The organism is Agrobacterium sp. NPDC090273 (assembly GCF_044772305.1).
In the GTDB taxonomy this organism is placed as follows: domain Bacteria; phylum Pseudomonadota; class Alphaproteobacteria; order Rhizobiales; family Rhizobiaceae; genus Agrobacterium.
Genome location: NZ_JBIVYN010000008.1, coordinates 101,903 through 128,353, shown reverse-complemented (window position 1 = coordinate 128,353; position 26,451 = coordinate 101,903). Strand labels below are relative to the sequence as shown.

The window sequence follows — 26,451 nt, the reverse complement described above, 5'->3', positions numbered from 1 at the left end:
TCGATGGCTGAAAATAAAGACAAATTTGAACGCGGCATGAAAACGCGTCGCTCGGTTCTGGGCGATGCCCATGTCGATCGCGCTGAAGCTGTGACCACCCCGTTCGACCAACCTTTCCAACAGCTTATTACAGAGTCCGCTTGGGGAACCGTGTGGTCTGGCAACCATTGGACAAAACGTGAGCGTTCGATGGTCACCATCGCTTTGCTTGCAGCGCTTGGACAGGATGAAGAACTTGCAATGCATGTGCGTGCAACCGTCAATACCGGCGCGACAGACGAAGACATTCGCGAGGCGTTGTTGCATGTTGCAATCTATGCCGGGGTTCCTGCTGCAAACCACGCCTTCAAGATCGCCAAGCTTGCGCTGGCCAGCATGCGCGCCGATAGTTCTCGTGAGGAGGAGACGAAATGAGCAACACACCGCCCGAAACTGGGCCGTTCTTCGCACGTGACCGGGACATCCATCCACCCGCTTTTGCACCGGGCTACAAGACCTCGATCCTGCGGTCACCACAGCGTGCGTTGATTTCGCTGGATGGCACAAAAAGCGAGATCACCGGGCCGGTTTTCGGCCATAACATGCTGAATGAACTGGATAACGACCTCATCCTCAACTATGCGCGGCCCGGCGAAATGCCGATCGGGCCCCGTATTCTTGTTCACGGCCGGGTTATCGATGAACGAGGCCGTGGCGTCGAAGGGGCGCTTGTCGAATTTTGGCAGGCCAACGCAGGTGGACGTTACCGTCACAAGAAGGAATCCTATCTTGCGGCGATCGATCCGAATTTCGGCGGTGTTGGCCGCACGATTACTGACGAGAATGGCTATTACTGGTTCAAGACGATCCAGCCCGGTGCCTATCCCTGGCCAAACGGTGTGAACGACTGGCGTCCGGCCCACATCCATTTCTCGGTCTTCGGCCACGGTTTTTCACAGCGCTTGATCACACAGATGTATTTCGAGGGCGATCCGATGATCTGGAATTGTCCCATCGTCAAAACCATTCCTGACGAAGACGCGATCAGGCGATTGATTGCACCGCTCGACATGAATTCCACCATCCCGATGGACATGCGTGCCTACAAATTCGATATCGTTCTGCGCGGTCGCCGTTCGACAGTATTCGAGAACCGCATGGAGGGTAACTGACCATGGTTCAGCCGCTCAACTACTTCAAAGAAACCTCCTCGCAGACGGCAGGGCCCTACGTACACATCGGTTGCACACCGAACTTCGTGGGTATCGAAGGCATATTCGAAAAAGATCTTGGCTCGGGCGCCCTCTATAACGACAATGCCCTTGGCCAACGCATCACCGTGCGCGGCACGGTCTACGATGGCGGCGGCAATGCGCTCAAGGATGCCTTGATCGAAATCTGGCAGGCGGATTCGAACGGGCTCTACAACAGCCCGAGCGAAACGCGTGGTGCCGCCGATCCCAACTTCATTGGCTGGGGGCGCTCGCCGGGCGACATGGACACCGGCGAGTTCGTGTTCGAAACCATCAAACCAGGCCCTGTCCCCTTCAAGGGCGGCCGCATGATGGCACCACACATCACGTTCTGGATCGTCGCGCGCGGCATCAATATCGGACTGCATACCCGCATGTATTTCCCGGAGGAGCAGGAAGCCAATGCCGCCGATCCGGTGCTTGCCCGCGTCGAGCATAAAAGCCGGCTTGCAACGCTGATCGCCACCAGGGAAGAAGGGAACACCTATCGTTTCGACATTCGCCTCCAGGGCGAAGGCGAGACCGTGTTCTTCGATATCTGACCAGCCATACCGGAACCAGACATGAGCCTTCTGCCTTTCGAACATCCGTTCTTATCCGGCCTTTTCGGAGACAGCGAAATTATCGAGCTGTTTTCTGCGAGATCCGATATCGACGCGATGTTGCGCTTCGAAGTCGCACTTGCTGAAGCAGAGGCGGAGGCCGGTCTCATTCCAGCAGATGCGGCGGCATCGATCGTCACTGGTTTGTCGGCATTCTCCGCAGACATGACAGCCCTTCGGGACGGCGTTGCGAAAGATGGCGTTGTCCTGCCCGAACTGGTTCGGCAGTTACGATCGGCAGTCGGTGGGCCAGCGGCAGAGAGAGTTCATTATGGTGCGACCAGCCAGGACGTGATCGACACCAGCCTGATGCTTCGGCTGAAAGCGGCGTCAGAAATTATCGTTTCACGGCTGGGGCGCCTTGCCGATGGCCTGGATGCCCTGTCATCGCGTGACGGCAAAGAGAGGCTGATGGGGTATACGCGAATGCAAGCGGCAATACCCATCACCGTCGCGGACCGCGTGCGGAGCTGGGCTGAACCACTGGAGCGTCATCTTTTCAGGCTGGAGAACTACGCGCAAAACGGTTTTGCGGTTCAGTTCGGTGGTGCTGCCGGCACGCTCGAAAAGCTCGGAGACAAGGCTGAGACCGTGCGCGCCATCCTAGCGACGCGGCTCGGCCTCACCGACAAGCCGCAATGGCATAGCCAGCGTGACGGGATTGCTGAATTCGGAAACCTGCTTGCACTGACAACCGGGAGCCTCGGTAAGATTGGACAGGACATCGCCCTTCTGGCCGAACTGGGTGGGGAAATTCGCCTGTCCGGTGGTGGCAGCTCCTCTGCCATGCCGCATAAACAAAATCCCGTTTCAGCTGAAACTCTTGTAACGCTCGCACGATATAACGCTGTGCAGCTTTCAGCGCTGCATCAGTCGCTCGTTCATGAGCAGGAACGATCCGGCGCGGGCTGGATGCTGGAATGGTTGGTCCTGCCGCAAATGGTCACAGCAACCGGAAACGCATTGCTTGTTGCCGAGCGGCTTGTTGCTCAGATCGATAAACTGGGCAGCACCGAAAGCTGAAGAAAATGCCCGCAAGCGTTTGACGAATGATACCTGCTAGCGCTTCTACAGCGCACCGAACGAAGCTCACCTCGCGCATCGAGAAACGGGCTGCCCGTTACGTCATTACGCATTGAAATAAAACATCTTTTACGGATCGCAATAAAACTGAAAAATCAAGGAAATCAGGATTTTTCACCAATCGAAATGCTTGACACAAAAATGAACTAACTGGTACAAACAAACTCAACAAGGCCGGAATGCGCGAGAGGAGACTGCGCTTCAGGCGAGACAAAATACCGGATGGAGGAGGCTTGGGACCGAAGGTTTCAAAGCGCGGCGGACGGAGCCCCCGGGCACTGGCTCGCACCAGACGGGTTGGAGGAAGAATGTCATACAGTCTCGATTTTACGGCGGTTTACGAACGCCTGCCTGAGTTGCTGGTCGCGTGTCTGGCGACAATCGGCCTTGCAATCGCCGGCATGTCCCTTGCCACCGTTATCGGCGTCCTCGGCGTCATCGCGCGCAGGTCTCGTTTCAAGATTTTACGTGGCATTGTCATCGGCTTTGTCGAAGCGATCCGCAACACCCCATTTCTCGTGCAGATCTTCTTCATCTTCTTCGCCCTCCCGCAGATTGGCATCAAGCTAAACCCGACTGTCACCGCGATCATCGCGCTCGCCCTGAACGGTGGAGCTTATGCCATCGAAATCATTCGCGGCGGCGTCGATTCCATACCGAAGGGTCAGGTGGAGGCCGGACTGGCACTTGGCCTGCACCGCTCGCAGATCTTCCGGCACATCATCCTCAAGCCGGCTTTGCGCGCCGTATACCCCTCGCTCACTAGCCAGTTCATCATGCTGACTTTGACGACATCGGTCTGTACGTCGATTGCGGCATACGAACTGACGTCCGTCGCGCAAAAGATAGAGGCTGACACCTTCCGCTCCTTTGAAGTCTATTTCTCGATCACTCTGCTTTATCTGGTGATTTCGTCGCTGATGATGGGTGTCTTCGGCCTCATCTCCCGCATTTCCTTCAGCTATCCGGTCAAGTGAGGCGACGACAATGGCATCCATCGGCCCCAACGAACTGTTTTTCCTGCTGCAAGGTCTTAAGTGGACGCTTGCGCTGACAATCATCGGCTTTATCGGCGGCGGTGTTTTCGGGCTGTGCGTAGCGCTTGCCCGCACGGCTGAAAGCCCCCTCGCCCAACGTGTCACGACGGGATACATCGCCGTTTTCCAGGGCACTCCGCTCTTGATGCAGCTCTTCGTCGTTTACTACGGCGTGGCGCTTGCCGGCCTCAATGTCGACGCCTGGATTGCAGTTGCCATTGCCTTCACCCTGCATGCCAGCGCGTTTCTTGGTGAAATCTGGCGTGGCGGCATTCAGGCCGTCCCGAAGGGACAGACCGAGGCCGCTAAGGCGCTTGGGCTGCACTACGGCTCCATCATGAAGGACATCGTTTTGCCGCAGGCTTTCAAAATCGCTCTGCCTGCCACGATCGGCTTCATGGTGCAGCTCATCAAGGGCACCTCGCTCGCAGCCATAGTCGGTTTCGTTGAGTTGTCACGCGCAGGCCAGATTGTCTCAAACCAGACATTCCGCCCGCTCACCGTCTTCGCGCTCGTCGGCGTGATCTATTTCCTGATCTGCTGGCCGCTTTCCCTTTGGGGCGCCGGCGTTGAAAGACGACTGCAGACTGCGTCGCGCTAACCACCTCTTTTATCCACGCATTTCCCTTCGGAAATGCACCATTCATCAGCTTTGTAAGGAGGAGCAAAAGATGAAAAACACCAGGACGACATTTTCACGCCGAACCCTGCTCGCGCTCGCCGCAGCAACGGTCGCCCTGCCATTCGTGGCACCGGTCGATGCGTTCGCGGGTACCGTTGAAGAAGCAAAGGCCAAGGGCAAGGTTGTCATCGGCATCCAGGGAGACAATTCGCCCTGGGGTTTCGTGAACTCAAGCGGCGTACAGGACGGTCTTGACGCTGATATTGGCAAGGCTTTCGCGGAATATCTCGGGGTCAAGGTCGAGTTCGTGCCGCTTGCGGTGGCAAACCGCATCCCGGCGCTTCTGACTGGCAAGGTCGATGTGCTTTTTGCGACGATGGGCATGACGGCAGAACGCGCCAAGACGATCCAATATTCGAAGCCCTACGCCGGCAACGTTCTCTCGGTATATGGCCCAAAAGACAAGAAAATCGCCGGCTATGACGATCTTACCGGCGTTGCAGTTGGCGTTCCGAAGTCGAGCGCCATGGATACGTCCATTACGGCCGGCGCAGGAAGCAAAGCCAACATCCTGCGCTTCGACGATGACGCAGCCAACATCCAGGCGCTTATTTCCGGTCAGGTCGAAGTTGTCGGCGGCAATCAGTTCTATGGCGACCGCCTGAATGCGGCGGCCAAAGACAAATACGAACCGAAGTTCGATTTGACGACGCTCTACAACGGTGCGGGTACACGTCCCGGTGAGAAAGACTGGAACGAGACCATCAATACTTTCCTCGACAAGATCAAGTCGGACGGACAGCTCGCCAAGATCTACGACAAGTGGATGAAGCGCGAAGTTCCGAGTTTCCCGGATTCTCTGCCCGACATCCCCTTCACCGTGAAGTAATCAGGAGGCTCCCATGCCGCAATCCGCCGCAACACAGGTTCCGCTTATAGCCCTTGAAGGGGTTGGCAAGTGGTATGGAGCCTATCATGCACTCAAGGACGTCAACCTCACGGTCCGCAAAGGCGAAAAAATTGTCCTTTGCGGCCCGTCGGGGTCGGGAAAGTCGACGCTGATCCGCTGCATCAACCATCTGGAGGAAATCCAGGAGGGAAAGATTACCGTCGAAGGCAACACCCTCTCGGATTCGAGCCGCGCCATCGACGCGGTCAGGCGCGAGGTCGGCATGGTGTTCCAGAACTTCAACCTTTTCCCGCACAAAACCATCATGGAGAACTGCACTCTCGCTCCGATGCGTGTGAAAGGCCTGCAGAAAAGCGAGGCAGAAGCAACCGCCCGCAAATACCTGGAAAGGGTTCGAATTCTCGATCAGGCACACAAGTTCCCCGCCCAGCTATCGGGCGGCCAACAGCAGCGTGCAGCAATTGCCCGCGCGCTGTGCATGGAGCCGAAAGCGATGCTCTTTGACGAACCAACATCTGCGCTTGACCCTGAGATGGTCAAGGAAGTGCTCGACACCATGATCGGGCTTGCGCGGGACGGAATGACGATGATCTGCGTCACCCACGAAATGGGCTTTGCCCGACAGGTTGCCGACCGCGTCGTTTTCATGGCGTCCGGTGAAATCATCGAAGAAGGCCCTCCGGACGAATTTTTCCGCGATCCCAAGCATCAGCGCACCCGCACATTCCTGGGCGAAATTCTCGCCCACCATTGAGTTCGCGAACCGAACGGGAGGCGGATTAATCCCGCCTTCTCTCCCACGCCGACGAGCGACACCGGATCATGACAGACCCAACTTCTTTCAAAGTCGGCCTGATAGGCGCCGACATTCAGCTTTCGAAAACCCCCGCACTCCACAGACGCGAAGGTGCAGCCCACGGGCTCGACTACGCCTACGAACTGATGGACATTCATGCCCTTGGTCTCTCTGAGAGTGCATTGCCAGACTTGCTCCGCGATGCGGAAGATCGGGGATTTGCGGGCGTCAATATCACCCACCCTTTCAAGCAGGCCGTTATACCGCATCTTGATGATCTGTCTGACGACGCCCGCATGTTGGGGGCTGTAAACACGGTTGTTTTTCAAAACGGCAAAAGAACCGGCCACAACACCGACTGGTATGGCTTTTATGAAAGCTTCATACGTGGCCTGCCGGATGCAAAGCGGGACCGCGCCCTGTTGATCGGAGCAGGCGGCGCAGGTGTCGCCGTGGCACATGCAGCGCTGAAGCTCGACATTACCCACCTCGATATATTCGATTGCGACAATAGCCGCGCCGAGCGCCTTGCAGGCGAACTTAACGCTCGTTTTGGTGAAGGCCGCGCTTTTGCCACACAAGATGCGGGCGTGTCATTGTCTTCTGCCGATGGTCTGATCCACGCAACGCCGATGGGTATGCCCGCTCATCCTGGCATGCCAATTTCTGCAAGCCTGATTGAGCCCCGTCACTGGATTGCTGACATCGTCTATATGCCACTTGTCACCGAACTCCTGGCAACAGCAGAAAAAAAAGGGTGTCGGACACTGTCGGGCGGCGGCATGGCGGTATTTCAGGCAGTTGGCGCCTTCCGGCTGTTTTGTGGCCGTGAACCTGATGCCTCCCGCATGAGCGCCCATTTCACAGAACTTTGCATGGCAGAGGGGGTCGCATGAGCCTTTTCACCGTTCTAAGCGGCCCGAACCTCAATCTTCTTGGACAGCGGCAGCCGGAAATCTACGGTTATGAAACGCTCGCCGACATCGAAAAAGCGTGCCGAACGATCGCGGATTCGGCTGGGCACGATCTCTTTTTTGCGCAGAGCAACCGGGAATATGAGTTAATCGACTGGATTCATGAGGCACGCGGGAAATCGGCTGGGATTGTCATCAATCCCGGCGCTTTTACACACACATCGGTCGCGATCCTCGATGCGTTGAATGCCTTCGAGGCACCGGTCATCGAGATTCACATTTCCAATATTCACAAACGCGAGGTTTTCCGCCACCACTCCTATGTGTCGACCAGAGCCGAGGGGGTCGTCGCCGGCCTTGGCATTGAAGGCTATGAAGTGGCTCTACGCCACCTCATCAGCCGCTCTTCCCGACAAGCGTGATATGGTCGGCGCTCAACACATAACGAAGAACCATCTCGGCTACGTGCTGCGACAGCGTATCCTGGCCGCCCGGCGTGAAGAGCTCGTCGCCAAAAATGTAAGAAAAGGTCGCAACGTTGGAGACATTGAAAAACGAAAGTGCACTGATCTGCCAGTGAAGTTCGAGTGCATCGATGCCTTCGCGGAAGACACCACTCTGTTGCCCCCTTGTCAGAACACTCTCAAGAGCTTCGATCGCGGGGCGATTGAGCTGCCGGATTTTTCCCGACATTTGCATGTGCCGGCCGTGATGAATGTTTTCGATCATGACCATCCGAATAAAAGCCGGATTGCGGCGGTGGTGATCGAAGGTGAAACGACAGAGCTTGTCGAGCGCTGCGGCCGGCTCAAGGTGATCCAGCTCCAGGTCGCTCTCGCCGCCACGAACCTTCGCATAGGCCTCTTCAAGAACGCGCTGGTAGAGGCCCTCCTTGTCGGCAAAGTAATAGTAGATCATGCGTTTCGACGTGCGGGTCCGAGCCGCTATTTCATCGATCCGCGCGCCCGACAGGCCGTTTTGCGAAAACTCTTCCATCGCAACGGCAAGAATATCGCGACGGACACCTTCCGGATCCCGTTTTGCCGGGCGGGTTTCCTTCGAGGTTGCCCTTGCTATCATAACTCATCCATCTGCGAAGCGGCCGCCATCGAAGCGCCCCATTATTAACCAATTAGTACATAGTGTTGAAAGGGAACGCAACATGATCAGCTATGACACGGGCAAACAAAACATGCCATTGCGCACATCGATCGCGACCGTTTCCATCAGCGGGGAGTTCCCAGAAAAGCTTGCCGCAATCGCCAAGGCAGGGTTCTCAGGCGTCGAGATTTTCGAAAACGATTTCCTGACCTATGACGCATCGCCACGCGATGTGAAGCGGATGGCGAGTGATTTCGGATTGGACATCACGCTTTTCCAGCCATTTCGCGACTTCGAGGGCATGCCGGAGCCGCATCGCACCCGCGCGCTTGAGCGAGCGGAGCGGAAATTCGACATCATGGGCGAACTCGGCACCGACCTTATGTTGATCTGCTCGAACGTATCGCCAATTTCGCTTGGCGGCATTGACCGAGCTGCTGCCGACTTTCACGAACTGGGCGAGCGTGCTGCCAGACACGGTGTCCGGGTTGGCTATGAGGCGCTGGCCTGGGGTCGCCACATCAACGATCATCGCGACGCCTGGGAGGTAGTTCGTCGCGCCGATCACGCCAATGTCGGCATTATCCTCGACAGTTTCCACACCCTGTCCCGCAAGATTGATCCGAATTCGATCCGCTCCATTCCCGGCGACAAGATCTTTATCGTGCAACTCGCCGATGCGCCGTTGATTGACATGGATCTCCTTTACTGGAGCCGTCATTTCCGCAACATGCCGGGCGAAGGCGATCTCCCCGTGGTCGATTTCATGCGCGCTGTCGCCGCCACAGGTTATGCAGGCCCGCTGTCGCTTGAAATCTTCAATGACCAGTTTCGCGGTGGATCGGCCCGCCTGCTTGCCGAAGATGGTCATCGCTCGCTCGTCTACCTCATGGACCAAGTGCAACGGCTGGAACCCGACATCCGCATCAAGGCACCAGATATGCCGGAGCGGATCATCACGCAGGGCGTGGAATTTGTCGAATTCACCACAGGAACCCAGGAAAAAGAAAATCTCGAAACGCTGCTTGCTGCGCTTGGTTTCAGCCGATCGGCTAGACATCGTAACCGCGATGTCGATCTTTACACACAAGGTGACATCCGCATCGTCATCAACACTGACAATGCAGGCGACAGCTTTGCCGGTGCATCCTACTCTGTACATGGCACCAATGCCTACGCGTTCGGCCTCAAGGTGGACGACGCCGAGGCGGCATTGAAACGCGCAGCCGGTCTCGGCGCACCGACCTTTGCAGAACCCCGTCAGCCAGATGAAGTTCCTATTCCGGCCATCCAGGGGGTCGGAAACGGTGTCATCTATTTCCTCGACGCTTCGCCGAAATTATCGTCGATTTGGGAGCAGGAATTCACTCCCTTCAAGACTGGCGTCGTTCAAACGGGTGCTGGACTTTCCCGTATAGATCATCTCGCGCAAACAACGCATTACGATGAAATGCTCACATGGCTTCTTTTCTACACCTCGATTTTCTCGACCCGACGGACTCCGATGGTCGACGTGGTCGACCCCGGCGGCCTTGTCCGCAGCCAGGCGATAGAGAGCGCACCGGATCCACGTTTTCGCCTGACCATGAATGGCGCAGACAGCCGCAAGACCTTCGCAGGAAAATTCCTGGCTGAAGGTTTCGGTACAAGCATCCAGCATATTGCATTTGCAACAAGCGACATATTTGCGACCGCGGATAGACTGCACGCCCTCGGTTTTCAGGCTCTACCGATCTCGCGCAATTACTACGATGATCTGGAGGCGAGGTTTGGTCTTGAACCAGCTTTCTCAGACGCGTTGCGCGCGGCCAGCATCCTCTACGATCGTGATGACAGTGGAGAGTATTTCCAGATTTACAGCCGTACGTTTGGCGAGGGGTTCTTTTTTGAAATCGTCGAGCGTCGCGGGAATTATGCTGGCTACGGCGCCATGAACGCTCCATTCCGAATTGCCGCACAGCGAAGACTTGATCGCCCGGAGGGAATGCCGAAACAATAATCGAAACCGGAACCCACGACAAAAGCCACAAAAGTTGAGAAATGATAACTCCACGGTTATCATTGATCATTTCTTTTTCATTTTACTTTCCACGCTGCAAACAGCAATTTCGTGCAATCGATCAGTGCGGAGGAACCGCTGGTCACGTGGGAGGAAATCATGAAGTTATTGCTCACCGCTGCTTTTGCAGCCATTTGTCTCGGCTCTGTGGCCCATGCTGAAACCATCAAGGTTGGTGTCGTCGGCCCGTTCTCCGGTCCCTTTGCTCTTCAGGGTAAAAACTTCAAGGCGGGGATCGATGCCTGGTTTGCGCTGAACTCTAACAAGGTCGGCAACGATACAATCGAGGTTATCTATCGCGACGTGCCGCAGGCCGATCCGGCCCAGTCGAAGGCGCTGGCTCAGGAACTGGTGGTCAAGGAAGGCGTGCAGTATCTCGCTGGCTTCTACTTCACCCCGGATGCCATGGCGGTCACGCCGCTGTTGAAGCAGGGCAACGTGCCGATGGTGGTCATGAACGCTGCAACTTCAGCCATCGTGACCAAAAGCCCTTATGTCGTGCGCACATCCTTTACCACCTGGCAAACCTCGACCCCGATCGCCAAGGTCGCCTTTGATGGTGGCGTCAAGAAAGTCATTTCGCTCGTGAGCGATTACGGCCCGGGCGTTGACGCGGAAAATGCCTTCAAGGCCGCATTCACGGCGGCGGGAGGCGAAGTCGTTGAAAGCATCCGCATGCCACTTTCCACCAACGATTTCAGCCCGATCATGCAACGTGTAAAGGATTCGGGTGCGCAAGGCGTTTTCGCGTTTCTGCCATCAGGTCCGACAACGCTCGGCTTCGTCAAGGCATTCAATGACAACGGCCTGAAATCCAGTGGCATCAAGCTGTTTGCCCCGGGCGATCTGACACAGGAATCCGACCTGCCGGCACTCGGTGAAGCGGCGCTCGGCATGCAGACCACGTTCCACTACGCCGTCTCGCACGACTCGGCGGAAAACAAGGCATTTGTTGAGGCCGCGTCCAAGGCCATCGGCAATCCCAAAGAACTTTCCTTCCCGGCGGTCGGCGCTTTTGATGGCATGTATGTCATCAGCAAGATGATCGAGGCGACCGGCGGCAAGCAGGACGCTGAAAAAGCTGTCGACGCCGTCAAAGGTCTGTCTTGGACAAGCCCGCGCGGCCCCGTGACGATTGATGGCGAAAGCCGTCACATCACGCAGAACATCTACCTGCGTGAAGTCGCCAAGGCTGACGATGGCACCTACTACAACAAGGAAGTCCAGACCTTTGAAAAGCAGGGTGATCCCGGCTTGGCAGCAGCGAAGTAACAACAAGCCGCAGCAAGACTTGAGCCGCCCTTCGGGGCGGTTCGCATAGATAAGGCCGAAATCGGCCGGAGGAGCTTTTCCACATGCAGACGGTTTTCAGCATCCTCGTCGATGCGCTCGCCTATGGCATGGTCCTTTTCATCATTTCCATCGGACTTTCGGTAACGATGGGATTGATGCGGGTCGTCAACCTGGCGCACGGCGCCTTTGCCATGATCGGCGGCTATCTAGCATCATACGCAGCACATGGCCTCGGTCTCGGATATGCGGCTGCCATTCTGATTGCGATCGTTGGAACCATCATCATTGCGATACCTCTCGAGCGCTTTCTCTACAGGCGCATTTACGGTTCGCCGGAACTGACGCAGGTCCTGATGACGATCGGCATCACCTTCTGCATTATCGGGATCGCCAACTATGTCTTCGGCCCAACCCTGAAAACAATCCCGCTCCCGCAACAGCTTTCGGGCGCAGCCGATCTTGGTTTCCGGACGATTGCTACACATCGTATTTTTGCAATCATCTGCGGCCTCCTGGTTGCAGGCGCGCTTTGGTTCACATTTGAGCGCACCGCCTTTGGTATCAAGTTGCGTGCTGCCGTCGACAACGCCGCCATGGCTGCGGCTCTCGGGGTCAGGACCGAAGTGATCTACGCCATCAGCTTTGCGATCGCCGTTGGCCTGGCGGCCATGGGCGGAGTTATTGGAGCTGAATTGCTTCCTGTCGAGCCATACTACGCGCTGCGTTACATGGTGACGTTCCTTGTGGTCGTCTCAGTGGGTGGTGCAGGTTCTATCCCCGGCGCGCTGGTCGCTTGTCTGTTGCTCGGCGCTATCGACACCACCGGCCGCTACCTGGCCCCCGAATATGGAGAATTCTTTTTCTACCTCGCGGTCATCGTAATCATCACGATTTTCCCGCGCGGCCTGATGGGAAGGCTCAAGTGAAATGGCGGTTCTCATGAATGATGTAACAGCACCTGAAAAGACCGCGGCCAACCGATCCACCCTGCGTGCACTGGCCGGTCCGGTTCTCATCATCGCAGCCGCGATCGCCGGGTACTTTTTGTTTCCGGACAACCTGGCACTTCTGACTCGGATCATCGCAATTGCGCTCCTCGTCCTGTCCATCGACCTTGTCACGGGTTATTGCGGGGTCGCGACGCTTGGGCATGCGGCGCTGTTCGGCGCTGGCGCATACGCGGCAGGCATTGCCGCGGCCCATTTTGAAATCACGGACCCGTTTGCCATGACGCTCATCGGAGCTGCGGCAGGTGGCGTCGCTGGCCTCCTCTCGGGCACAATCCTACTGAGGGCCCACGGCCTGCCGCAACTTGTGCTATCGATCGCCGTCATCCACCTGTTCCACGAAGCGGCGAACAAGGCATCCGGGTGGACGGGCGGCAGCGACGGGCTCTCCGGTGTCTCGCCAGACGCAGTTTTCGGCACCTTCGAATTCGACCTCTATGGCCGCACCGCTTATGTCTTTGGCGTCTGTCTCTTGTTGGTGGTCTTCCTTGCCCTGAAGGTGGTGGTGAATTCGCCCTTCGGCATGCTTTGCCGCGGCATCAAGCAGGATAGCATTCGTATCAAGGCAATGGGTGGCTCGGTCAACGCAACTGTCCTCAAGATGTTTGTCATCTCGGGTATCGTTGCCGGCATCGGCGGTGCGCTCAACGCAATCTCCACTCAGGTGGTGGGACTGGACAGCCTGAGCTTCACGCTCTCGGCAGAGGCCCTGGTAATGCTCGTTCTTGGAGGTGCTGGATCGCTTTACGGGGCGCTGATCGGAACCGTTACCTTCATGTGGTTTGAGGATGTTGTCTCGGCCGCCAACCCGTTCCACTGGCTCACCATTGTCGGACTTTTGCTGATTGCTGTCGTCCTCTTCGCTCCACGGGGATTGTACGGAGCTGGTGAACAAATTCTCGGACGTCTGAAAGGAGGCCGCAAATGACGCCAATCTTCGAAGTCTCCGGACTGCAGAAAAACTTTGGCGGCCTTCTGGTCACCAACGATGTATCGCTCACACTGTCCCCCGGTGACCGCACGGTCCTGATCGGCCCGAACGGGGCCGGCAAGACAACGTTCGTCAACTTGGTGACCGGAAATATCCAACCATCAGCCGGAACCGTCCGCATTGCAGGTGAAGATGTGACGGGCCTCAGCGCTGCCCAGCGGGTAAAACGCGGCCTTGTGCGCTCATTCCAGGTTACTCGGCTTTTCCAGGACATGACGCCTGAAGAACATGTTGCACTGGCAATCCTGCAGCGTGAAGGAAAGACGGGCCGGATTTTTGGGCGCTACCGTGCCATGCCTTCTGTCATGCAGGAAGTCCGCGATATTCTAGGGACGCTCGGTCTTCTGCCACTGGCCGGAACACGTGTGCGCGAAATCGCCTACGGCCAGCAACGCCTGATCGAGATTGCACTCGCCATGGCCCTTAAGCCTAAGATCCTCCTTCTCGACGAACCGGCAGCGGGGGTCCCTTCAACAGAGACGTCCCGCATCGAGCAGGCGCTCGACCGACTGCCGTCCGACCTCGCAATATTGATGATCGAGCACGACATGGATCTCGTGTTCCGCTTTGCCAAGCGCGTTGTGGTTCTGGCCGCTGGTGCCGTCATTTTTGACGGCTCGCCTGAAGAAGTCACGTCCAACGCCGAAGTTCGCCAAGCCTATCTGGGAAGTTATGCCGATGCCCGCAGCGCCGCTTGAAATCTCCAATCTGTCCGCAGGCTACGGTCCGACCCGTGTGATCGAGGGCCTGTCTCTGTCCGTCCCGTCAGGTTCTCGCCTTGCCGTGCTTGGACGCAATGGCGTCGGCAAGACGAGCCTGTTTGCGACGCTCGCCGGCCAGACGAAAAGGTTCTCCGGCGACATCCGCCTTGGCTCACAGGATATAACCGGCCTGCCGAGTGCCGCGCGCGCCCATGCGGGCCTGGGTTATGTCCCGCAAACCCGTGATGTCTTCCCGACCCTGACGGTCGAGGAAAACCTCTTTGTTGGTCTCAAGGGTAGACCCAAATCCGCAATCGAAGAGGCCTACAGCCTTTTTCCGCGATTGAAAGAACGTCGGCGCAATCTCGGCTCGCAGTTGTCGGGCGGTGAGCAGCAGATGCTGTCAACGGCGCGCACCATTCTCGGCAAGCCGAAGGTCCTGCTTCTGGACGAGCCGCTGGAAGGTTTGGCGCCGGTCATCTGCGAAGAGCTTATGGCAGCGTTTTCGAAACTGGCACAATCGGGGGAAATGACCATCCTTCTGGTCGAACAGCGTATCCAGATGGCGATCGATTTTGCTGACCAAGCGATCATCATGGAACGTGGGCGTATCGCCTGGCAGGGCTCTTCGAGCGAGCTTTCTGATAATCCAGATATCATCGACACGTATCTCGGCGTTGGAGGCCTCCACTAGAAGCTCCAGACCAACCCTGAAGCTCAAGCCGACGATGCGAACGACGTCGCGGCGAAAAACGACGTAGAATAAAAATTCCATTCCGCTAAAGTGAATATTCATCACGAGGAATAGGAAGAAAAATGACCGTCAATGAGGCTCCGGGTTCGGTAAAGGCATTCGAGGAAAGGCTGCACGAGGTTGCCGACAGCCTGCCCAAGCGTTTGCGGCAATGCGCCGATTACGTTGCTTCCAACCAGGACCGAATTGCCGTCTCTACGGTTGCAGAAATGGCTGAGGGTGCAGGTGTGCAGCCTTCAGCTTTCATGCGCTTCTGTCAGATCATGGGCTTTTCCGGGTTTTCGGAAATGCAGCGTCTTTTTCGCGAATCCTATGTGGGCGGTTGGCCCGATTACGCCACGCGTCTCGATCATCTGCGAGAAAAAGGCGACGAGAGCGCATCCGGCCTACTTGCAGAGTTTGTCGAGGCTGGCAGAGCATCGCTGGAATCGCTCCTAAAGTCAGTGGATACCCGCCAACTCGATGAGGCTGTTTCCGCTCTGGCAAAAGCGAGAACCGTTCATATTGTTGGACTGCGGCGCTCGTTCCCTGTTGCGAGCTACCTTGCCTATGCCTTCGAAAAAATGAAGGTTCCAGCGGTTCTGCACAGTGCCGTCGGCGGCCTCGGCAACATCAGCGCAATTTCTCCTGACGACGCGCTGATCGCCATCACATTTTCTCCCTACTCGTCGGAAACGTTGGAGCTCGCCGATGCTGTGCGGGCAAAAGGCGTTCCCGTCGTTGCACTGTCTGATTCGGCGGTTAACCCGCTTCGCAAGGGGGGGGCCATGCTGCTGACGGTGACAGAGATCGACTTTGGTGCTTTCCGTTCACTTTCTGCCACGCTTTGCGTTGCGATAACGCTTGCGGTTGCCGTGGGAGCGCGCAAGACCGGCTGAATATTTTTATTGAAAACACAGAAAATAGAATTTATGCTCCAAATTAATGAAACGGCATTCTAAGCCTGCCGTTTTGTCAAAGCGCCAGATCCTGGCGGAAAAGACAGGTGAGCAGAGGAGGCTCATCTGAGAACGGCGGCCTGGTTCTCAGCCGCCAAGGAGGAGCCTTTTGAAAAAACTCGATCTCATTACGATTGGGCGTTCTTCTGTCGACCTTTACGGCGCACAGGTGGGCGGACGTCTGGAGGACATGGCCTCCTTCAACAAATATATCGGTGGTTCGCCGACCAATATTGCAGCCGGCGCCGCACGGCTTGGCCTCAACAGTGCCGTCATCACGCGTGTTGGCGATGAACACATGGGCCGATTTATCCGCGAGCAGCTCGTTCGCGAAGGTGTCGATGTTCGTGGCGTCAAAACAGACCCCGAAAGGCTGACCGCACTCGTTCTCCTGGGTATCCGCGACCAGAACCAGTTCCCTTTGATTTTCTATCGCGAAAACTGCGCTGACATGGCGCTTTGCGAAGACGACATCGACCCGGCGTTCATCGCAGACGCGGCCTGTGTATGCGCGACGGGCACCCATTTGTCGCATCCTAAAACCGAAGCAGCCGTCCTCAAGGCGCTCAGGCTTGCTCGCGAAAATGGAGCCAAGACCGCGCTGGATATCGATTACCGACCCAATCTCTGGGGTGTTGCTGGTCATGGCGATGGTGAGAGCCGTTTTGTCGAATCCGCGAAGGTAACCGCCAAACTGCAATCGACCCTGCAGCTCTTCGATTTGATCGTCGGAACAGAAGAAGAATTTCATATCGCCGGCGGCTCGACCGATACATTGGCGGCTCTAAGAGCTGTTCGCGCGGTCTCCAAGGCAACCCTGGTCTGCAAGCGCGGACCGATGGGAGCTGTGGTCTTTGCCGGTGCAATACCAGACAATCTCGATCACGGCGAATCCGGTGAAGGTTTTCCGATTGAAGTGTTCAACGTCCTTGGTGCAGGCGATGGCTTCATGGCCGGGCTTTTCCGGGGATGGCTCAGAGGCGAGGATTGGCCGACAACGCTGAAATTTGCCAATGCCTGCGGTGCATTTGCGGTCTCCCGTCACGGCTGCACCCCAGCCTATCCGAGTTGGGAAGAGCTGCAATATTTCTTCCGCACCGGCATTCGAAACAAGGCGCTTCGCAAGGATGAAGGCTTGGAGCAGGTGCACTGGTCGACCAATCGCAAGGGCGACTGGAACACGATGCGCGTCTTTGCTTTCGATCATCGCATGCAGTTGGAGGGGATGGCAGACGAACTCGGTGTGGACCATGGCCGCATCGGTGACTTCAAGAAACTCTGCCTGGCAGCAACCCGCCAAGTTGCAGGAAACGAAGAAGGATACGGCATCCTCTGTGACGGCCGGCTTGGACGGGACGCGCTCTATGAGGCAAGTGGATCTGGCCTATGGATTGGCAGACCTGTTGAATGGCCAGGATCGCGACCTTTGACACTAGAACCTGCACTGGGGGCGGACTACGGCGGCCTAGCGGAATGGCCAGTTGAAAATGTCGTGAAGGTGCTGTGCTTCTATCATCCCGACGACACGGACGAAATGCGCACTGAGCAGGAGCAAACCGTCACTCGCCTGTTCCAAGCCGCCCGTCGCAACCGGCTGGAGATGCTGCTGGAGATCATTCCATCGAAGGTCAATCCGACAGATGACACGACGGCGGCCCGCATCATCGATCGCTTCTACAAAATCGGGATCTACCCGGACTGGTGGAAACTGGAGCCGATGAAAACCGAGGCTGCCTGGAAGAATGCCTGCGATGCGGTCCAGCGTAACGACCCTTATGTCCGAGGTATTGTTGTTCTCGGTCTGGATGCCCCACAGAGCGAACTGGAGGAAAGTTTCCGCCTTGCGGCCGGCTTTGATCTGGTCAAGGGATTTGCGGTGGGACGTACAATCTTTGCGGAGGCTGCCCGTGCTTGGCTCGGCGGCAAAATGACAGACGCCGAGGCAATCAAGGACATGGCACAGCGCTACAGCAACCTGTGTCACATTTGGGATGAGGCGCGCGCCAAAAAGGGAGAGGCAGCGTGAAAACAGTAAGACTGACGGCTGCGCAGGCGATGGTTCGTTACCTTGCCGCGCAGATGAATGAACACGGAGAAACCTACATTGCCGGTGTCTGGGCCATATTCGGCCATGGCAATGTCGCTGGTATCGGCGAAGCGCTATATGGCATTAAAGATGAATTGCCGACCTATCGCGGCCAGAACGAACAGTCGATGGCCCATGCGGCAATTGCTTATTCCAAGCAACTGCGCCGCCGGCGCGCCATGGCGGTAACATCGTCGATTGGCCCCGGCGCAACCAACATGGTCACGGCAGCCGCACTGGCCCATGTGAACCGTCTGCCGGTTCTGTTGATCCCCGGTGACGTCTTTGCCAATCGCGGACCCGATCCGGTGCTGCAGCAGATCGAAGATTTTGGCGATGGCACGATGACGGTCAATGACTGCTTCCGCCCGGTGAGCCGATATTTTGACCGCATCATGCGCCCCGAACAATTGCTGACCGCCCTTCCCCGCGCCATGCGAACGATGACGGACCCGGCAGATTGCGGTCCGGTCACCCTTGCATTCTGCCAGGATGTCCAGGCGGAAGCCTACGATTATCCTGAAAGCTTCTTTGAAAAACGCGTCTGGCGCCAACGCCGGCCCGAGCCCGATGCGACAGAATTCGACAATGCGCTCGCCGCTTTGAAGGCTGCCAAGAACCCGATCATCGTTGCCGGAGGCGGCGTTCATTTTTCCGGCGCGACAGACACCCTGAAAGCGTTTGCGGAAAAACACTCCATCCCGGTCGTGGAAACACAAGCGGGCAAGTCCGCGCTCGCTTGGGATCATGACCTGAACTTCGGCCCTGTCGGTGTGACAGGTGCGGAATGTGCCAACATCGTCAGCGAAAAGGCCGATCTGGTGTTTGGCGTGGGCACCCGCTTCCAGGATTTTACGACGGGGTCTTGGGCACTCTTCAAAAACCCGAACCGAAAGATCCTGGCGCTCAACGTCCAGCCCTATGATAGCGCCAAACACGGTGCCATCGGCCTGACGGCTGATGCAAAGATTGGACTTGAAAAGCTGTCGGAAGCCCTTGGAAATCATCGTTTTGCCTCTCCCGACGCCAAGCTCAAGGCATCGTGGTTCCAGAAGGCCGACAGCGTGACGAACCCTCCAGGTGATGCAAACAGCCTGCCAACCGACATGCAGGTGATCGGCGCGGTGCAGCGAGCCTCTCGGGACAACACAGTCGTCATGTGCGCAGCCGGAACCATGCCGGGCGAACTCCACCAGCTCTGGAAATCAAAGCTGCCACTGTCCTATCACATGGAGTACGGCTTTTCGTGCATGGGATATGAGGTCGCCGGTGGCCTCGGCATCAAGATGGCGGAGCCGGATCGCGACGTCATCGTCATGGTTGGTGACGGCTCCTACATGATGATGAACTCTGAGCTTGCGACCGCTGTCGCGATGGGCATGAAGATCACGCTCGTTATCACCGACAACCGGGGCTACGGCTGCATCAACCGGCTGCAGATGGGCACCGGTGGTGCAGAGTTCAACAACCTTTACGCCCATACCAACGTCACCCCGATTGCCATCGATTTCGCCGCGCATGCCGGCGCCATGGGCGCGGATGCCAAGAAGGTTTCGACTATCGCAGAGCTGGAAACGGCATTGGAGACTGCCCGCGCTTCGGCGCGCACGACGGTCATCGTCATCGACACCGATCCTTACCCAACACCTCAAGCTGGGGGCTATTGGTGGGATGTGGCCGTTCCGGAAGTCTCCAAGCGCCAGGAAGTCAATGACGCACGCACTCGTTATGAATCCGCATTGAAGGAAAGACAGTAAGATGATCCGCTACGGAACGAACCCGATCGCCTGGTCCAATGATGACGACCGCACGCTCGGTGCGCACATCAGCCTTGATCAATGCCTGAACGAGACAGCGAAGATCGGCTTCGACGGTATCGAGAAAGGCCACAAGTTCCCCCAGGACCCAGAGGGACTGAACGCAGTGCTTTCTCCAAGGGGCCTGTCCTATGTCTCCGGCTGGCATTCACTCAATCTTCTGACGGATGATATCGAGACCGAGAAGAAGGCAATGCAGCCTGCGCTCGACTTGCTCAAAGCCATGGGTTCGAAAGTCATCATTGTTTGCGAGACCTCCAACGCCATTCACGGTAACGATGACACGCCGCTCGTTGACCGGCCACGGCTGAAGGAAAGCGACTGGGCCTCCTTCGGCGCGGGCGTAGAGGCGCTTGCTGCCCATGCATCTGAACAGGGCATCACACTCGTCTATCACCACCATATGGGAACCGTCGTCGAAAGCGAGGAAGAGATCGATCTCTTGATGAAACACACCGGCCCCAAGACGCGTTTGCTGCTCGACACCGGCCACTGCCTGTTTGGTGGCGGCGATCCGGTTCGTGTGGCGAAGAAATACATGAACCGCGTCGGCCACATCCATGCCAAGAACGTGCGGCCCGCTATCGCTGAACAGGTTCGCAACGAACGCCTCTCGTTCCTTGAAGGTGTGCGGCGTGGCGTGTTTACCGTCCCCGGTGACAGCGAAGGCGGCGTCAATTTCCCGCCCGTGCTTAAAGTCGCGGCAGAACATGGTTACAGCGGCTGGCTGGTCATCGAAGCGGAACAGGATCCGGATGTCCGCAATCCCTTCGAATATCAGAGCCTTGGCCTGAAATCCCTGAAGTCATTTGCTAAGGAAGCAGGGCTGGACAAAGCGGCAGCCGCCTGAAGCAGCAATGACAGCGGAAAGATTGTCCGAGCTCTTTCCGCTCTCCACATCCCCTCCGATAGACGAAGGCCGTTATATGCCTTTCGACATATGCTCAAAATACAGGGAGAAACACCATGACATCACTTCTGCGCAAGCCGGTGGCGAAGACCGGCAAGGTGCATGACATCACGCCCCAAAGCGCAGAATGGGGTTATGTCGGTTTCGGCCTCTACCAACTGAGCCCGGGTGAAACGGCAGCGGAAAAGACCGGAGATACGGAAGTCATTCTCGTTATCGTTGAAGGCAAGGCCAAAATCGCTGCGGGAGGCAAGGATTTCGGCGAACTCGGTGACCGGATGAACGTCTTCGAACGCAAGCCACCGCATTGCGTCTATGTCCCTGCCGGATCCGAATGGTCACTTGAAGCCACCACGAATTGCACGGTCGGCGTATGCACTGCTCCGGCTGATGCTGGTACCCGTGAAGCACAGCAGATCGGTCCGGCTGGGGTGGAATTGACCGAACGTGGCAAGGGCGCAAATACACGTTATATTTTCCCGATCGCCATGGAAGAGCGAGATGTCGCTGATAGCCTGCTTGTGACAGAAGTCTTCACGCCGTCTGGAAACTGGTCGTCTTACCCCCCTCATCGTCACGACGAGGATAACTTCCCCGATATGACCTATCTGGAAGAAACCTATTATCACCGGCTGAACCCATCGCAGGGTTTCGGTTTCCAACGCGTCTTCACTGAAGATGGATCGCTGGACGAGACGATGGCCGTTGCGGATGGCGATGTCGTACTCGTTCCCAAGGGGCATCACCCCTGCGGCGCTCCTTATGGTTACGAGATGTATTACCTGAATGTCATGGCAGGCCCGATGCGCAAATGGCGCTTCAAGAACCATCCTGATCACGACTGGATTTTCAAGCGCGACAACCCCTGATCGCGTCGGACAAGCATTCACGATTTCTGGAGGAGGAAACGATGGCCGCTTTGGGTGTGGGCCTCATCGGCACCGGCTATATGGGCAAATGCCACGCACTTGCCTGGAACAATGTTGCCAGCGTTTTTGGAGACGTCGAACGACCGAGGCTCGTTACCCTCGCCGAGATAAATCCGGAACTGGCTCGTCAAAAAGCACAGGAATTCGGTTTTTCTCGATCGACGGCAAACTGGCGCGATCTTTTGTCCGATCCCGATATCGATGCGATCTCGGTGACCACGCCGAATGCGTTTCACCCGGAAATGGCAATTGCCGCCCTTGAGGCTGGCAAACACGTCTGGTGCGAAAAGCCTATGGCACCGGCGTTTCAAGACGCGGTCAAGATGCGCGACGCAGCACGAAGCTCGGGCAAGACGGCAGCCATGGGCTACAACTACATCCAGAACCCGGTGATCCGGCACATGCGCCGCCTGATCGATGAAGGAGCGATCGGCACGGTCTACCATGTGCGGGCGGAAATGGATGAGGACTTCATGGCCGACGCCACCGCCCCGTTCTATTGGAAGAGCGAGGCGTCATCCGGTTACGGCGCATTGGACGATTTTGCAGTTCATCCGCTTTCACTGCTCTACGCCCTCTTCGGCCACGTTGAGAGCGCGATTACTGACATGGTAAAACCCTACGCGACGCGTCCACTCGCAAGCGGTGGCACGCGGGCTGTCGAGACCCACGATCTTGCCAGTGTGCTGCTGAAATTGGAGGGCGATATTTCCGCCGTCCTGATGGCTAACCGCTCTGCTTGGGGACGCAAGGGGCGCATCGCCATCCAGATTTTTGGGTCAACCGGCTCTATGCTTTACGATCAGGAGCGGATGAACGAGTTCCAACTTTATACCACCGACGGCCGACCGGAAGAGCAAGGTTTCAGAACCGTCCTGACGGCACCGCATCACAAGCCCTATGACCGGTTCATCCCGGCACCCGGCCATGGCCTCGGCTTCAACGACCTCAAGGTTATCGAATGCCGTGAACTGCTGGCGGCAATCGGGGGACAGAACGCACACATCATTGATTTCGAGAACGGCCTTCGCATCGAACGGAGTATTCACGCGATGGCACGTTCGTTCGCAGAGCAGCGTTGGGTGACCGCGAACGAGGTCCACGAATAGTATCGGCGAGGCGCCCCTGCGACTGGCATCGCGCCAGTCGCAGAGACCTTTAAACACTAGCGTGCTCCGTCAGATGCACCGGTGATATGTGATAGGGACGCCATCAGTGCTGCGCGCGGATCATCAAGCGAATGAACCGTTGCAGCAAAGGGCTCGAAGGAAAAGAAGCCTCTGTAGCCGTGGGAGACAAGGGTCTTGAGCTGCTCGATATTGCCAAGCCTGTCGTTTTCATCGACCAGCACGCGGTGCGCATCCAGCATGTCGGCGACCGGCACTTTTGCGTCTGTAACTCCAGAGATATGCACCAGGCCTGTTCTGTCGGCAAAGAACTCCGGTTCACCGGCGAGGTGATGATGGAACGTATCATGGACGAGGCGGAAAGTGCTGTCTGCGCCAATATCCGCAATCGCTTCGACAGCTTCACGCTTCGAACGCAGTGAGCAAATGGCAAAACCGAGCGGCTCGACCAGGCCGACAATTCCCGCATCAGCCAGAATCGGCAACAGTTCCTTGAGCGCACGGCGCAAGTTCGCCTGACGCGCACCGTCTCCACGACCGGACCCGTCATTGACCGGCACGAGGACAAGTCCCGCTGCACCGCAATTGCGTGCGTAAGAGACCAGCTCACGGGCTTCCTTTTCCCGTTCAGAAGACCACTCATTGAACCGTTGAAGCGCGTTGATCGACAGGATCGAAATTTCGGCCGAAGCTGCGATATCCCTTATTCTTTTCGCTGGCGTTCCATCAATGATGGCATTGCCTGCGAGATCGTTGCGGATTTCGACAGCTTTAATACCGAGCTGTCTGGCGAGATCGAAGAACGCTTCGGCAGATTTCTGTGGCGCGACCATGTGGTTCAGCGCAAAGCGGAGAGATGTCATGAGCTTTTCCAAAAAAATGGGCAGGATCACTCCTGCCCCAGGTCTGGGAGGAAAGACTAGCGTTTTGCGCGTTTCTTCTGACGGTAAACGTCGGCGACAACCGCTGCGACAATGATGAGGCCTTTGACGATCTCCTGATAATAGGCATCGACACGCAGGAACGTGAAACCCGAGGTCATGACACCAAGAATGATCGTGCCGATCACTGTCCCAGTGATACGGCCAGCACCTCCGGCAAGCGACGTGCCGCCGATTACGGCCGCCGCAATCGCATCGAGCTCGTACATAACCCCCATTCCAGCCTGCGCGGTTTGCGCGCGGGCCGCTGTCACGACACCGGCAAGCCCTGCCAGCATGCCAGCAATGGCGTAGACCTTTATGAGATGCGCTTCGATATTGATACCGGAAACACGCGCCGCCTGCTGGTTGGCACCGATTGCGTAGGTGAACTTGCCGTAGCGCGTATAGCGAAGAGCAATGTGGAAGATCACGGCAACGGTCAGGAATACGACAACTGGCCAGATACCGGAACCGATGAAGTTAAACCCATCAGTCAGGCCCGAAATTGGTTGTCCTTTCGTGTACCACTTCGAAATACCACGTGCCGTCACCATCATGCCGAGCGTTGCGATGAAGGGCGGAATTTTCGTTCTGGCAATGAGCTGTCCGTTGATGAACCCTGCCAGCATGCCGGCGAGAATGCCCACAGCGAGAGGAATGACAAATGGCAGGTCGGTCAGTCCAGGATAAAGCGCCCGCGGCCAGGTCGACGATTGACCGACGCTTGCTGACAGCATTGCTGTCATGCCCACGACCGAACCCGAGGAGAGATCAATGCCCCCCGTGATAATGACCTGCGTTACTCCGACAGCGATGATGCCGATAACGGAGACCTGCAGGATCATGATCGTCAGTCGCTGCTGGTTCATCAAAAAGCTCTGACCGATCAAAATCCAGCCAAGTATCTCATAAACGAGAGCTATGCCGATCAGAACGAAGAAAATATTGGCTTCCGGTGGCATGCGACGATGCGGCTTACGCCCCGATTTGACGTCCTGCTCGCTCTTTGCCGCGATGTTGGTATTCATCAGTTATCCTCCCAAAAATCTCGCCGCGCCTTAACGCGATGCGAGATCCATAACCTTGACCTGCGTGGCTTCGCTTCTTTCGAGAAACCCTGTAACCCGGCCTTCATGCATGACCATGATGCGGTCGCTCATGCCCAGAACTTCAGGCATTTCCGACGAGATCATGATCACCGCGACACCGCGACGGGCCATTTCGCACACCAGCTTGTGAATTTCCGCTTTGGCACCGACATCGATCCCGCGTGTTGGCTCATCGAGGATCAGGATGCGCGGATTGGTCAACATCCAGCGACCGATAAGCACCTTCTGCTGATTGCCGCCCGACAGATTTTCGATCCGTTCCTGCAGATTGGGGGTTTTGACACGCAATTTGCGGCACATATCCTCGCAGGCTTCGGAAAGCCCTTTTTCCTGCACAAAGCCGTTGCTGACGAATTTGTCCTGCAGAACAGCGATCTGCATGTTTTCGAGTATGTCGAGGATCAGGAGGCAGCCAGTGTCCTTGCGGTCCTCCGTCAAAAACGCCATTCGGTTGCGAATTGCCTCCGTCGGGTTTGTGATCGCCACGGGCTTTCCATCGATCTCCACCTTGCCGGATGAGGCAGGCGTAACACCAAAAACGGTCTCCGCCACGTTCGAGCGGCCAGAGCCGACCAGGCCTGCAACACCGAGAATTTCGCCGGCCCGGACGTCGAAGGAAACATCCTGGAACACGCCGTCCAGGCTGAGGTTCTTCACCGACAGCACGACCTCACCGATCGGCACGTCTTCCTTCGGGAACATTTGCGTTATCTCGCGCCCGACCATCATGCGGATAATGTCATCACGGGTAACGTCGGTCGACGCATGCGTCCCAATGTATTTGCCGTCGCGAAATACCGAAAATTCATCGGCAATCTCGAACAACTCGTTCATCTTATGGGTGATGTAGACGATGCCGATGCCACGTTCGCGCAGGTCACGGATAATCCGGAACAAATGTTCCACTTCGCGTTCCGTCAGCGCCGAGGTCGGTTCATCCATGATGAGAACATCGGAATCGTAGGAGACAGCCTTGGCGATTTCCACCATCTGACGGCTGGCGACAGAGAGCTCCTTCACCGGCGTTTCTGGATCGATATCGATCCCGAGCCGCTCCAGAAGGGCCTGCGTGCGACGATACATTTCACCGTGATCGATGAAACCGAGGCGGTTCTTCGGTTCGCGGCGAATCCAGATATTCTCCGCAACTGTCATATAGGCCATCAGGTTAAGTTCCTGGTGGATCATGGCGATTCCGTTCTCGAGCGCGTCGAGTGGGGAATTCAGCCGGATCGGAGCACCTTTCAGGCGGATTTCACCTTCATCGGGCTGATAAATACCGGCGAGAATTTTCATCAGCGTGGACTTGCCCGCGCCGTTTTCTCCCATCAGCGCGTGGACACTGCCTCGTTTGAGACGGAACGACACATCATCGAGCGCAACCACGCCCGGAAACTCTTTTCGGACACCTTCCGCCGCAAGAAGAAATTCTGCATTCGGTATGGCACCGCTGGCGCGCACAGCGGCCATCGTAGACGGACTGACGACCATCTCATCCTCCACAAGACAA

General features: G+C 56.9%; 26 protein-coding genes. 22 read left to right on the top strand and 4 right to left on the bottom strand.

Annotation, left to right across the window (positions count from 1 at the left end; translation table 11 throughout):
* Nucleotides 1-3: 3 nt before the first annotated feature.
* The 10 genes from pcaC (at nt 4) to aroQ (ending at nt 7,618) form a co-directional block, all read left to right on the top strand.
* Nucleotides 4-414, top strand: a complete 411-nt coding sequence (gene pcaC / locus ACIQT8_RS20655; RefSeq protein ID WP_400969057.1) for a 4-carboxymuconolactone decarboxylase — start codon at nt 4-6, stop codon at nt 412-414.
* Nucleotides 411-1,151 (top strand): protocatechuate 3,4-dioxygenase subunit beta, encoded by a 741-nt coding sequence (gene pcaH, locus ACIQT8_RS20650; RefSeq protein WP_138792806.1) that lies wholly within the window; start codon nt 411-413, stop codon nt 1,149-1,151. The genes pcaC and pcaH overlap by 4 nt, the downstream gene beginning before the upstream one ends.
* A 2-nt stretch (nt 1,152-1,153) precedes the next feature.
* Nucleotides 1,154-1,774: a protocatechuate 3,4-dioxygenase subunit alpha gene (gene pcaG / locus ACIQT8_RS20645; protein ID WP_400969054.1), complete on the top strand. Its 621-nt coding sequence runs from the start codon at nt 1,154-1,156 to the stop codon at nt 1,772-1,774.
* 21 nt (nt 1,775-1,795) lie between these two features.
* Nucleotides 1,796-2,857 carry a 3-carboxy-cis,cis-muconate cycloisomerase gene (locus ACIQT8_RS20640; protein ID WP_400969051.1) on the top strand — a complete coding sequence of 354 codons (1,062 nt, stop codon included), beginning with the start codon at nt 1,796-1,798 and terminating at the stop codon, nt 2,855-2,857.
* A 368-nt stretch (nt 2,858-3,225) separates the two neighbouring features.
* Entirely contained in the window at nt 3,226-3,894 is a 669-nt protein-coding gene (locus ACIQT8_RS20635; RefSeq protein ID WP_400969048.1) for an amino acid ABC transporter permease, read from the top strand.
* Between the two features lie 10 nt (nt 3,895-3,904).
* Nucleotides 3,905-4,555: an amino acid ABC transporter permease gene (locus ACIQT8_RS20630; protein ID WP_138792810.1), complete on the top strand. Its 651-nt coding sequence runs from the start codon at nt 3,905-3,907 to the stop codon at nt 4,553-4,555.
* 70 nt (nt 4,556-4,625) lie between these two features.
* Nucleotides 4,626-5,465, top strand: coding sequence for a transporter substrate-binding domain-containing protein (locus tag ACIQT8_RS20625; RefSeq protein ID WP_138792811.1), 840 nt, complete (start codon nt 4,626-4,628; stop codon nt 5,463-5,465).
* A 13-nt stretch (nt 5,466-5,478) separates the two neighbouring features.
* A complete protein-coding gene (locus ACIQT8_RS20620) occupies nt 5,479-6,240 on the top strand; it encodes an amino acid ABC transporter ATP-binding protein (protein WP_262526646.1) in 762 nt (253 codons plus the stop codon).
* Nucleotides 6,241-6,308: 68 nt separating this feature from the next.
* Entirely contained in the window at nt 6,309-7,178 is an 870-nt protein-coding gene (locus ACIQT8_RS20615; RefSeq protein ID WP_400969043.1) for a shikimate dehydrogenase, read from the top strand.
* On the top strand, nt 7,175-7,618 hold the full coding sequence (aroQ, locus tag ACIQT8_RS20610) for a type II 3-dehydroquinate dehydratase (RefSeq protein ID WP_400969041.1): 444 nt from the start codon (nt 7,175-7,177) through the stop codon (nt 7,616-7,618). The genes ACIQT8_RS20615 and aroQ overlap by 4 nt, the downstream gene beginning before the upstream one ends.
* Here aroQ and ACIQT8_RS20605 read toward each other — a convergent pair.
* Nucleotides 7,593-8,276: a TetR/AcrR family transcriptional regulator gene (locus tag ACIQT8_RS20605; protein ID WP_400969038.1), complete on the bottom strand. Its 684-nt coding sequence runs from the start codon at nt 8,274-8,276 to the stop codon at nt 7,593-7,595. The two genes, aroQ and ACIQT8_RS20605, sit on opposite strands and share 26 nt — an antisense overlap.
* 82 nt (nt 8,277-8,358) lie before the next feature.
* Between ACIQT8_RS20605 and ACIQT8_RS20600 the strand changes: the two genes are divergently transcribed.
* The 12 genes from ACIQT8_RS20600 to ACIQT8_RS20545 all read left to right on the top strand — a co-directional run bounded on the left by ACIQT8_RS20600 (nt 8,359) and on the right by ACIQT8_RS20545 (nt 22,891).
* On the top strand, nt 8,359-10,296 hold the full coding sequence (locus ACIQT8_RS20600; RefSeq protein WP_400969035.1) for a bifunctional sugar phosphate isomerase/epimerase/4-hydroxyphenylpyruvate dioxygenase family protein: 1,938 nt from the start codon (nt 8,359-8,361) through the stop codon (nt 10,294-10,296).
* Between the two features lie 159 nt (nt 10,297-10,455).
* A complete protein-coding gene (locus ACIQT8_RS20595; RefSeq protein ID WP_400969032.1) occupies nt 10,456-11,628 on the top strand; it encodes an ABC transporter substrate-binding protein in 1,173 nt (390 codons plus the stop codon).
* Nucleotides 11,629-11,711: 83 nt separating this feature from the next.
* Nucleotides 11,712-12,575: a branched-chain amino acid ABC transporter permease gene (locus ACIQT8_RS20590; RefSeq protein WP_138792817.1), complete on the top strand. Its 864-nt coding sequence runs from the start codon at nt 11,712-11,714 to the stop codon at nt 12,573-12,575.
* 1 nt (nt 12,576) lies between these two features.
* The gene (locus tag ACIQT8_RS20585) at nt 12,577-13,584 is read left to right on the top strand and encodes a branched-chain amino acid ABC transporter permease (protein ID WP_400969028.1); all 1,008 of its coding nucleotides are present in this window, start codon (nt 12,577-12,579) and stop codon (nt 13,582-13,584) included.
* A complete protein-coding gene (locus ACIQT8_RS20580) occupies nt 13,581-14,345 on the top strand; it encodes an ABC transporter ATP-binding protein (protein ID WP_400969025.1) in 765 nt (254 codons plus the stop codon). Before ACIQT8_RS20585 ends, ACIQT8_RS20580 begins: the two co-directional genes overlap by 4 nt.
* A complete protein-coding gene (locus ACIQT8_RS20575) occupies nt 14,326-15,042 on the top strand; it encodes an ABC transporter ATP-binding protein (RefSeq protein ID WP_400969022.1) in 717 nt (238 codons plus the stop codon). Before ACIQT8_RS20580 ends, ACIQT8_RS20575 begins: the two co-directional genes overlap by 20 nt.
* A 122-nt stretch (nt 15,043-15,164) precedes the next feature.
* Nucleotides 15,165-15,980 carry a MurR/RpiR family transcriptional regulator gene (locus ACIQT8_RS20570; RefSeq protein WP_400969019.1) on the top strand — a complete coding sequence of 272 codons (816 nt, stop codon included), beginning with the start codon at nt 15,165-15,167 and terminating at the stop codon, nt 15,978-15,980.
* 169 nt (nt 15,981-16,149) lie between these two features.
* The gene (gene iolC / locus ACIQT8_RS20565) at nt 16,150-18,066 is read left to right on the top strand and encodes a 5-dehydro-2-deoxygluconokinase (RefSeq protein ID WP_400969016.1); all 1,917 of its coding nucleotides are present in this window, start codon (nt 16,150-16,152) and stop codon (nt 18,064-18,066) included.
* Complete coding sequence (gene iolD / locus ACIQT8_RS20560) at nt 18,063-19,883, top strand: 3D-(3,5/4)-trihydroxycyclohexane-1,2-dione acylhydrolase (decyclizing) (protein ID WP_400969013.1); 1,821 nt, start codon at nt 18,063-18,065, stop codon at nt 19,881-19,883. The genes iolC and iolD overlap by 4 nt, the downstream gene beginning before the upstream one ends.
* A 1-nt stretch (nt 19,884) precedes the next feature.
* The gene (iolE, locus tag ACIQT8_RS20555; RefSeq protein WP_400969010.1) at nt 19,885-20,793 is read left to right on the top strand and encodes a myo-inosose-2 dehydratase; all 909 of its coding nucleotides are present in this window, start codon (nt 19,885-19,887) and stop codon (nt 20,791-20,793) included.
* 116 nt (nt 20,794-20,909) lie between these two features.
* On the top strand, nt 20,910-21,722 hold the full coding sequence (gene iolB, locus ACIQT8_RS20550; protein ID WP_400969007.1) for a 5-deoxy-glucuronate isomerase: 813 nt from the start codon (nt 20,910-20,912) through the stop codon (nt 21,720-21,722).
* A gap of 41 nt (nt 21,723-21,763) precedes the next feature.
* On the top strand, nt 21,764-22,891 hold the full coding sequence (locus ACIQT8_RS20545) for a Gfo/Idh/MocA family protein (RefSeq protein WP_400969004.1): 1,128 nt from the start codon (nt 21,764-21,766) through the stop codon (nt 22,889-22,891).
* 56 nt (nt 22,892-22,947) lie between these two features.
* Here the strand turns inward: ACIQT8_RS20545 and ACIQT8_RS20540 are convergent, their stop codons facing one another.
* From ACIQT8_RS20540 to ACIQT8_RS20530, 3 genes are read right to left on the bottom strand one after another with little or no spacing between them, the layout of a single operon-like run.
* Nucleotides 22,948-23,772: a TIM barrel protein gene (locus ACIQT8_RS20540; RefSeq protein ID WP_400969001.1), complete on the bottom strand. Its 825-nt coding sequence runs from the start codon at nt 23,770-23,772 to the stop codon at nt 22,948-22,950.
* 56 nt (nt 23,773-23,828) lie between these two features.
* Nucleotides 23,829-24,860 (bottom strand): ABC transporter permease, encoded by a 1,032-nt coding sequence (locus ACIQT8_RS20535; protein ID WP_138792828.1) that lies wholly within the window; start codon nt 24,858-24,860, stop codon nt 23,829-23,831.
* Nucleotides 24,861-24,890: 30 nt separating this feature from the next.
* Nucleotides 24,891-26,432 (bottom strand): sugar ABC transporter ATP-binding protein, encoded by a 1,542-nt coding sequence (locus ACIQT8_RS20530; RefSeq protein ID WP_400968997.1) that lies wholly within the window; start codon nt 26,430-26,432, stop codon nt 24,891-24,893.
* Nucleotides 26,433-26,451 lie beyond the last annotated feature (19 nt).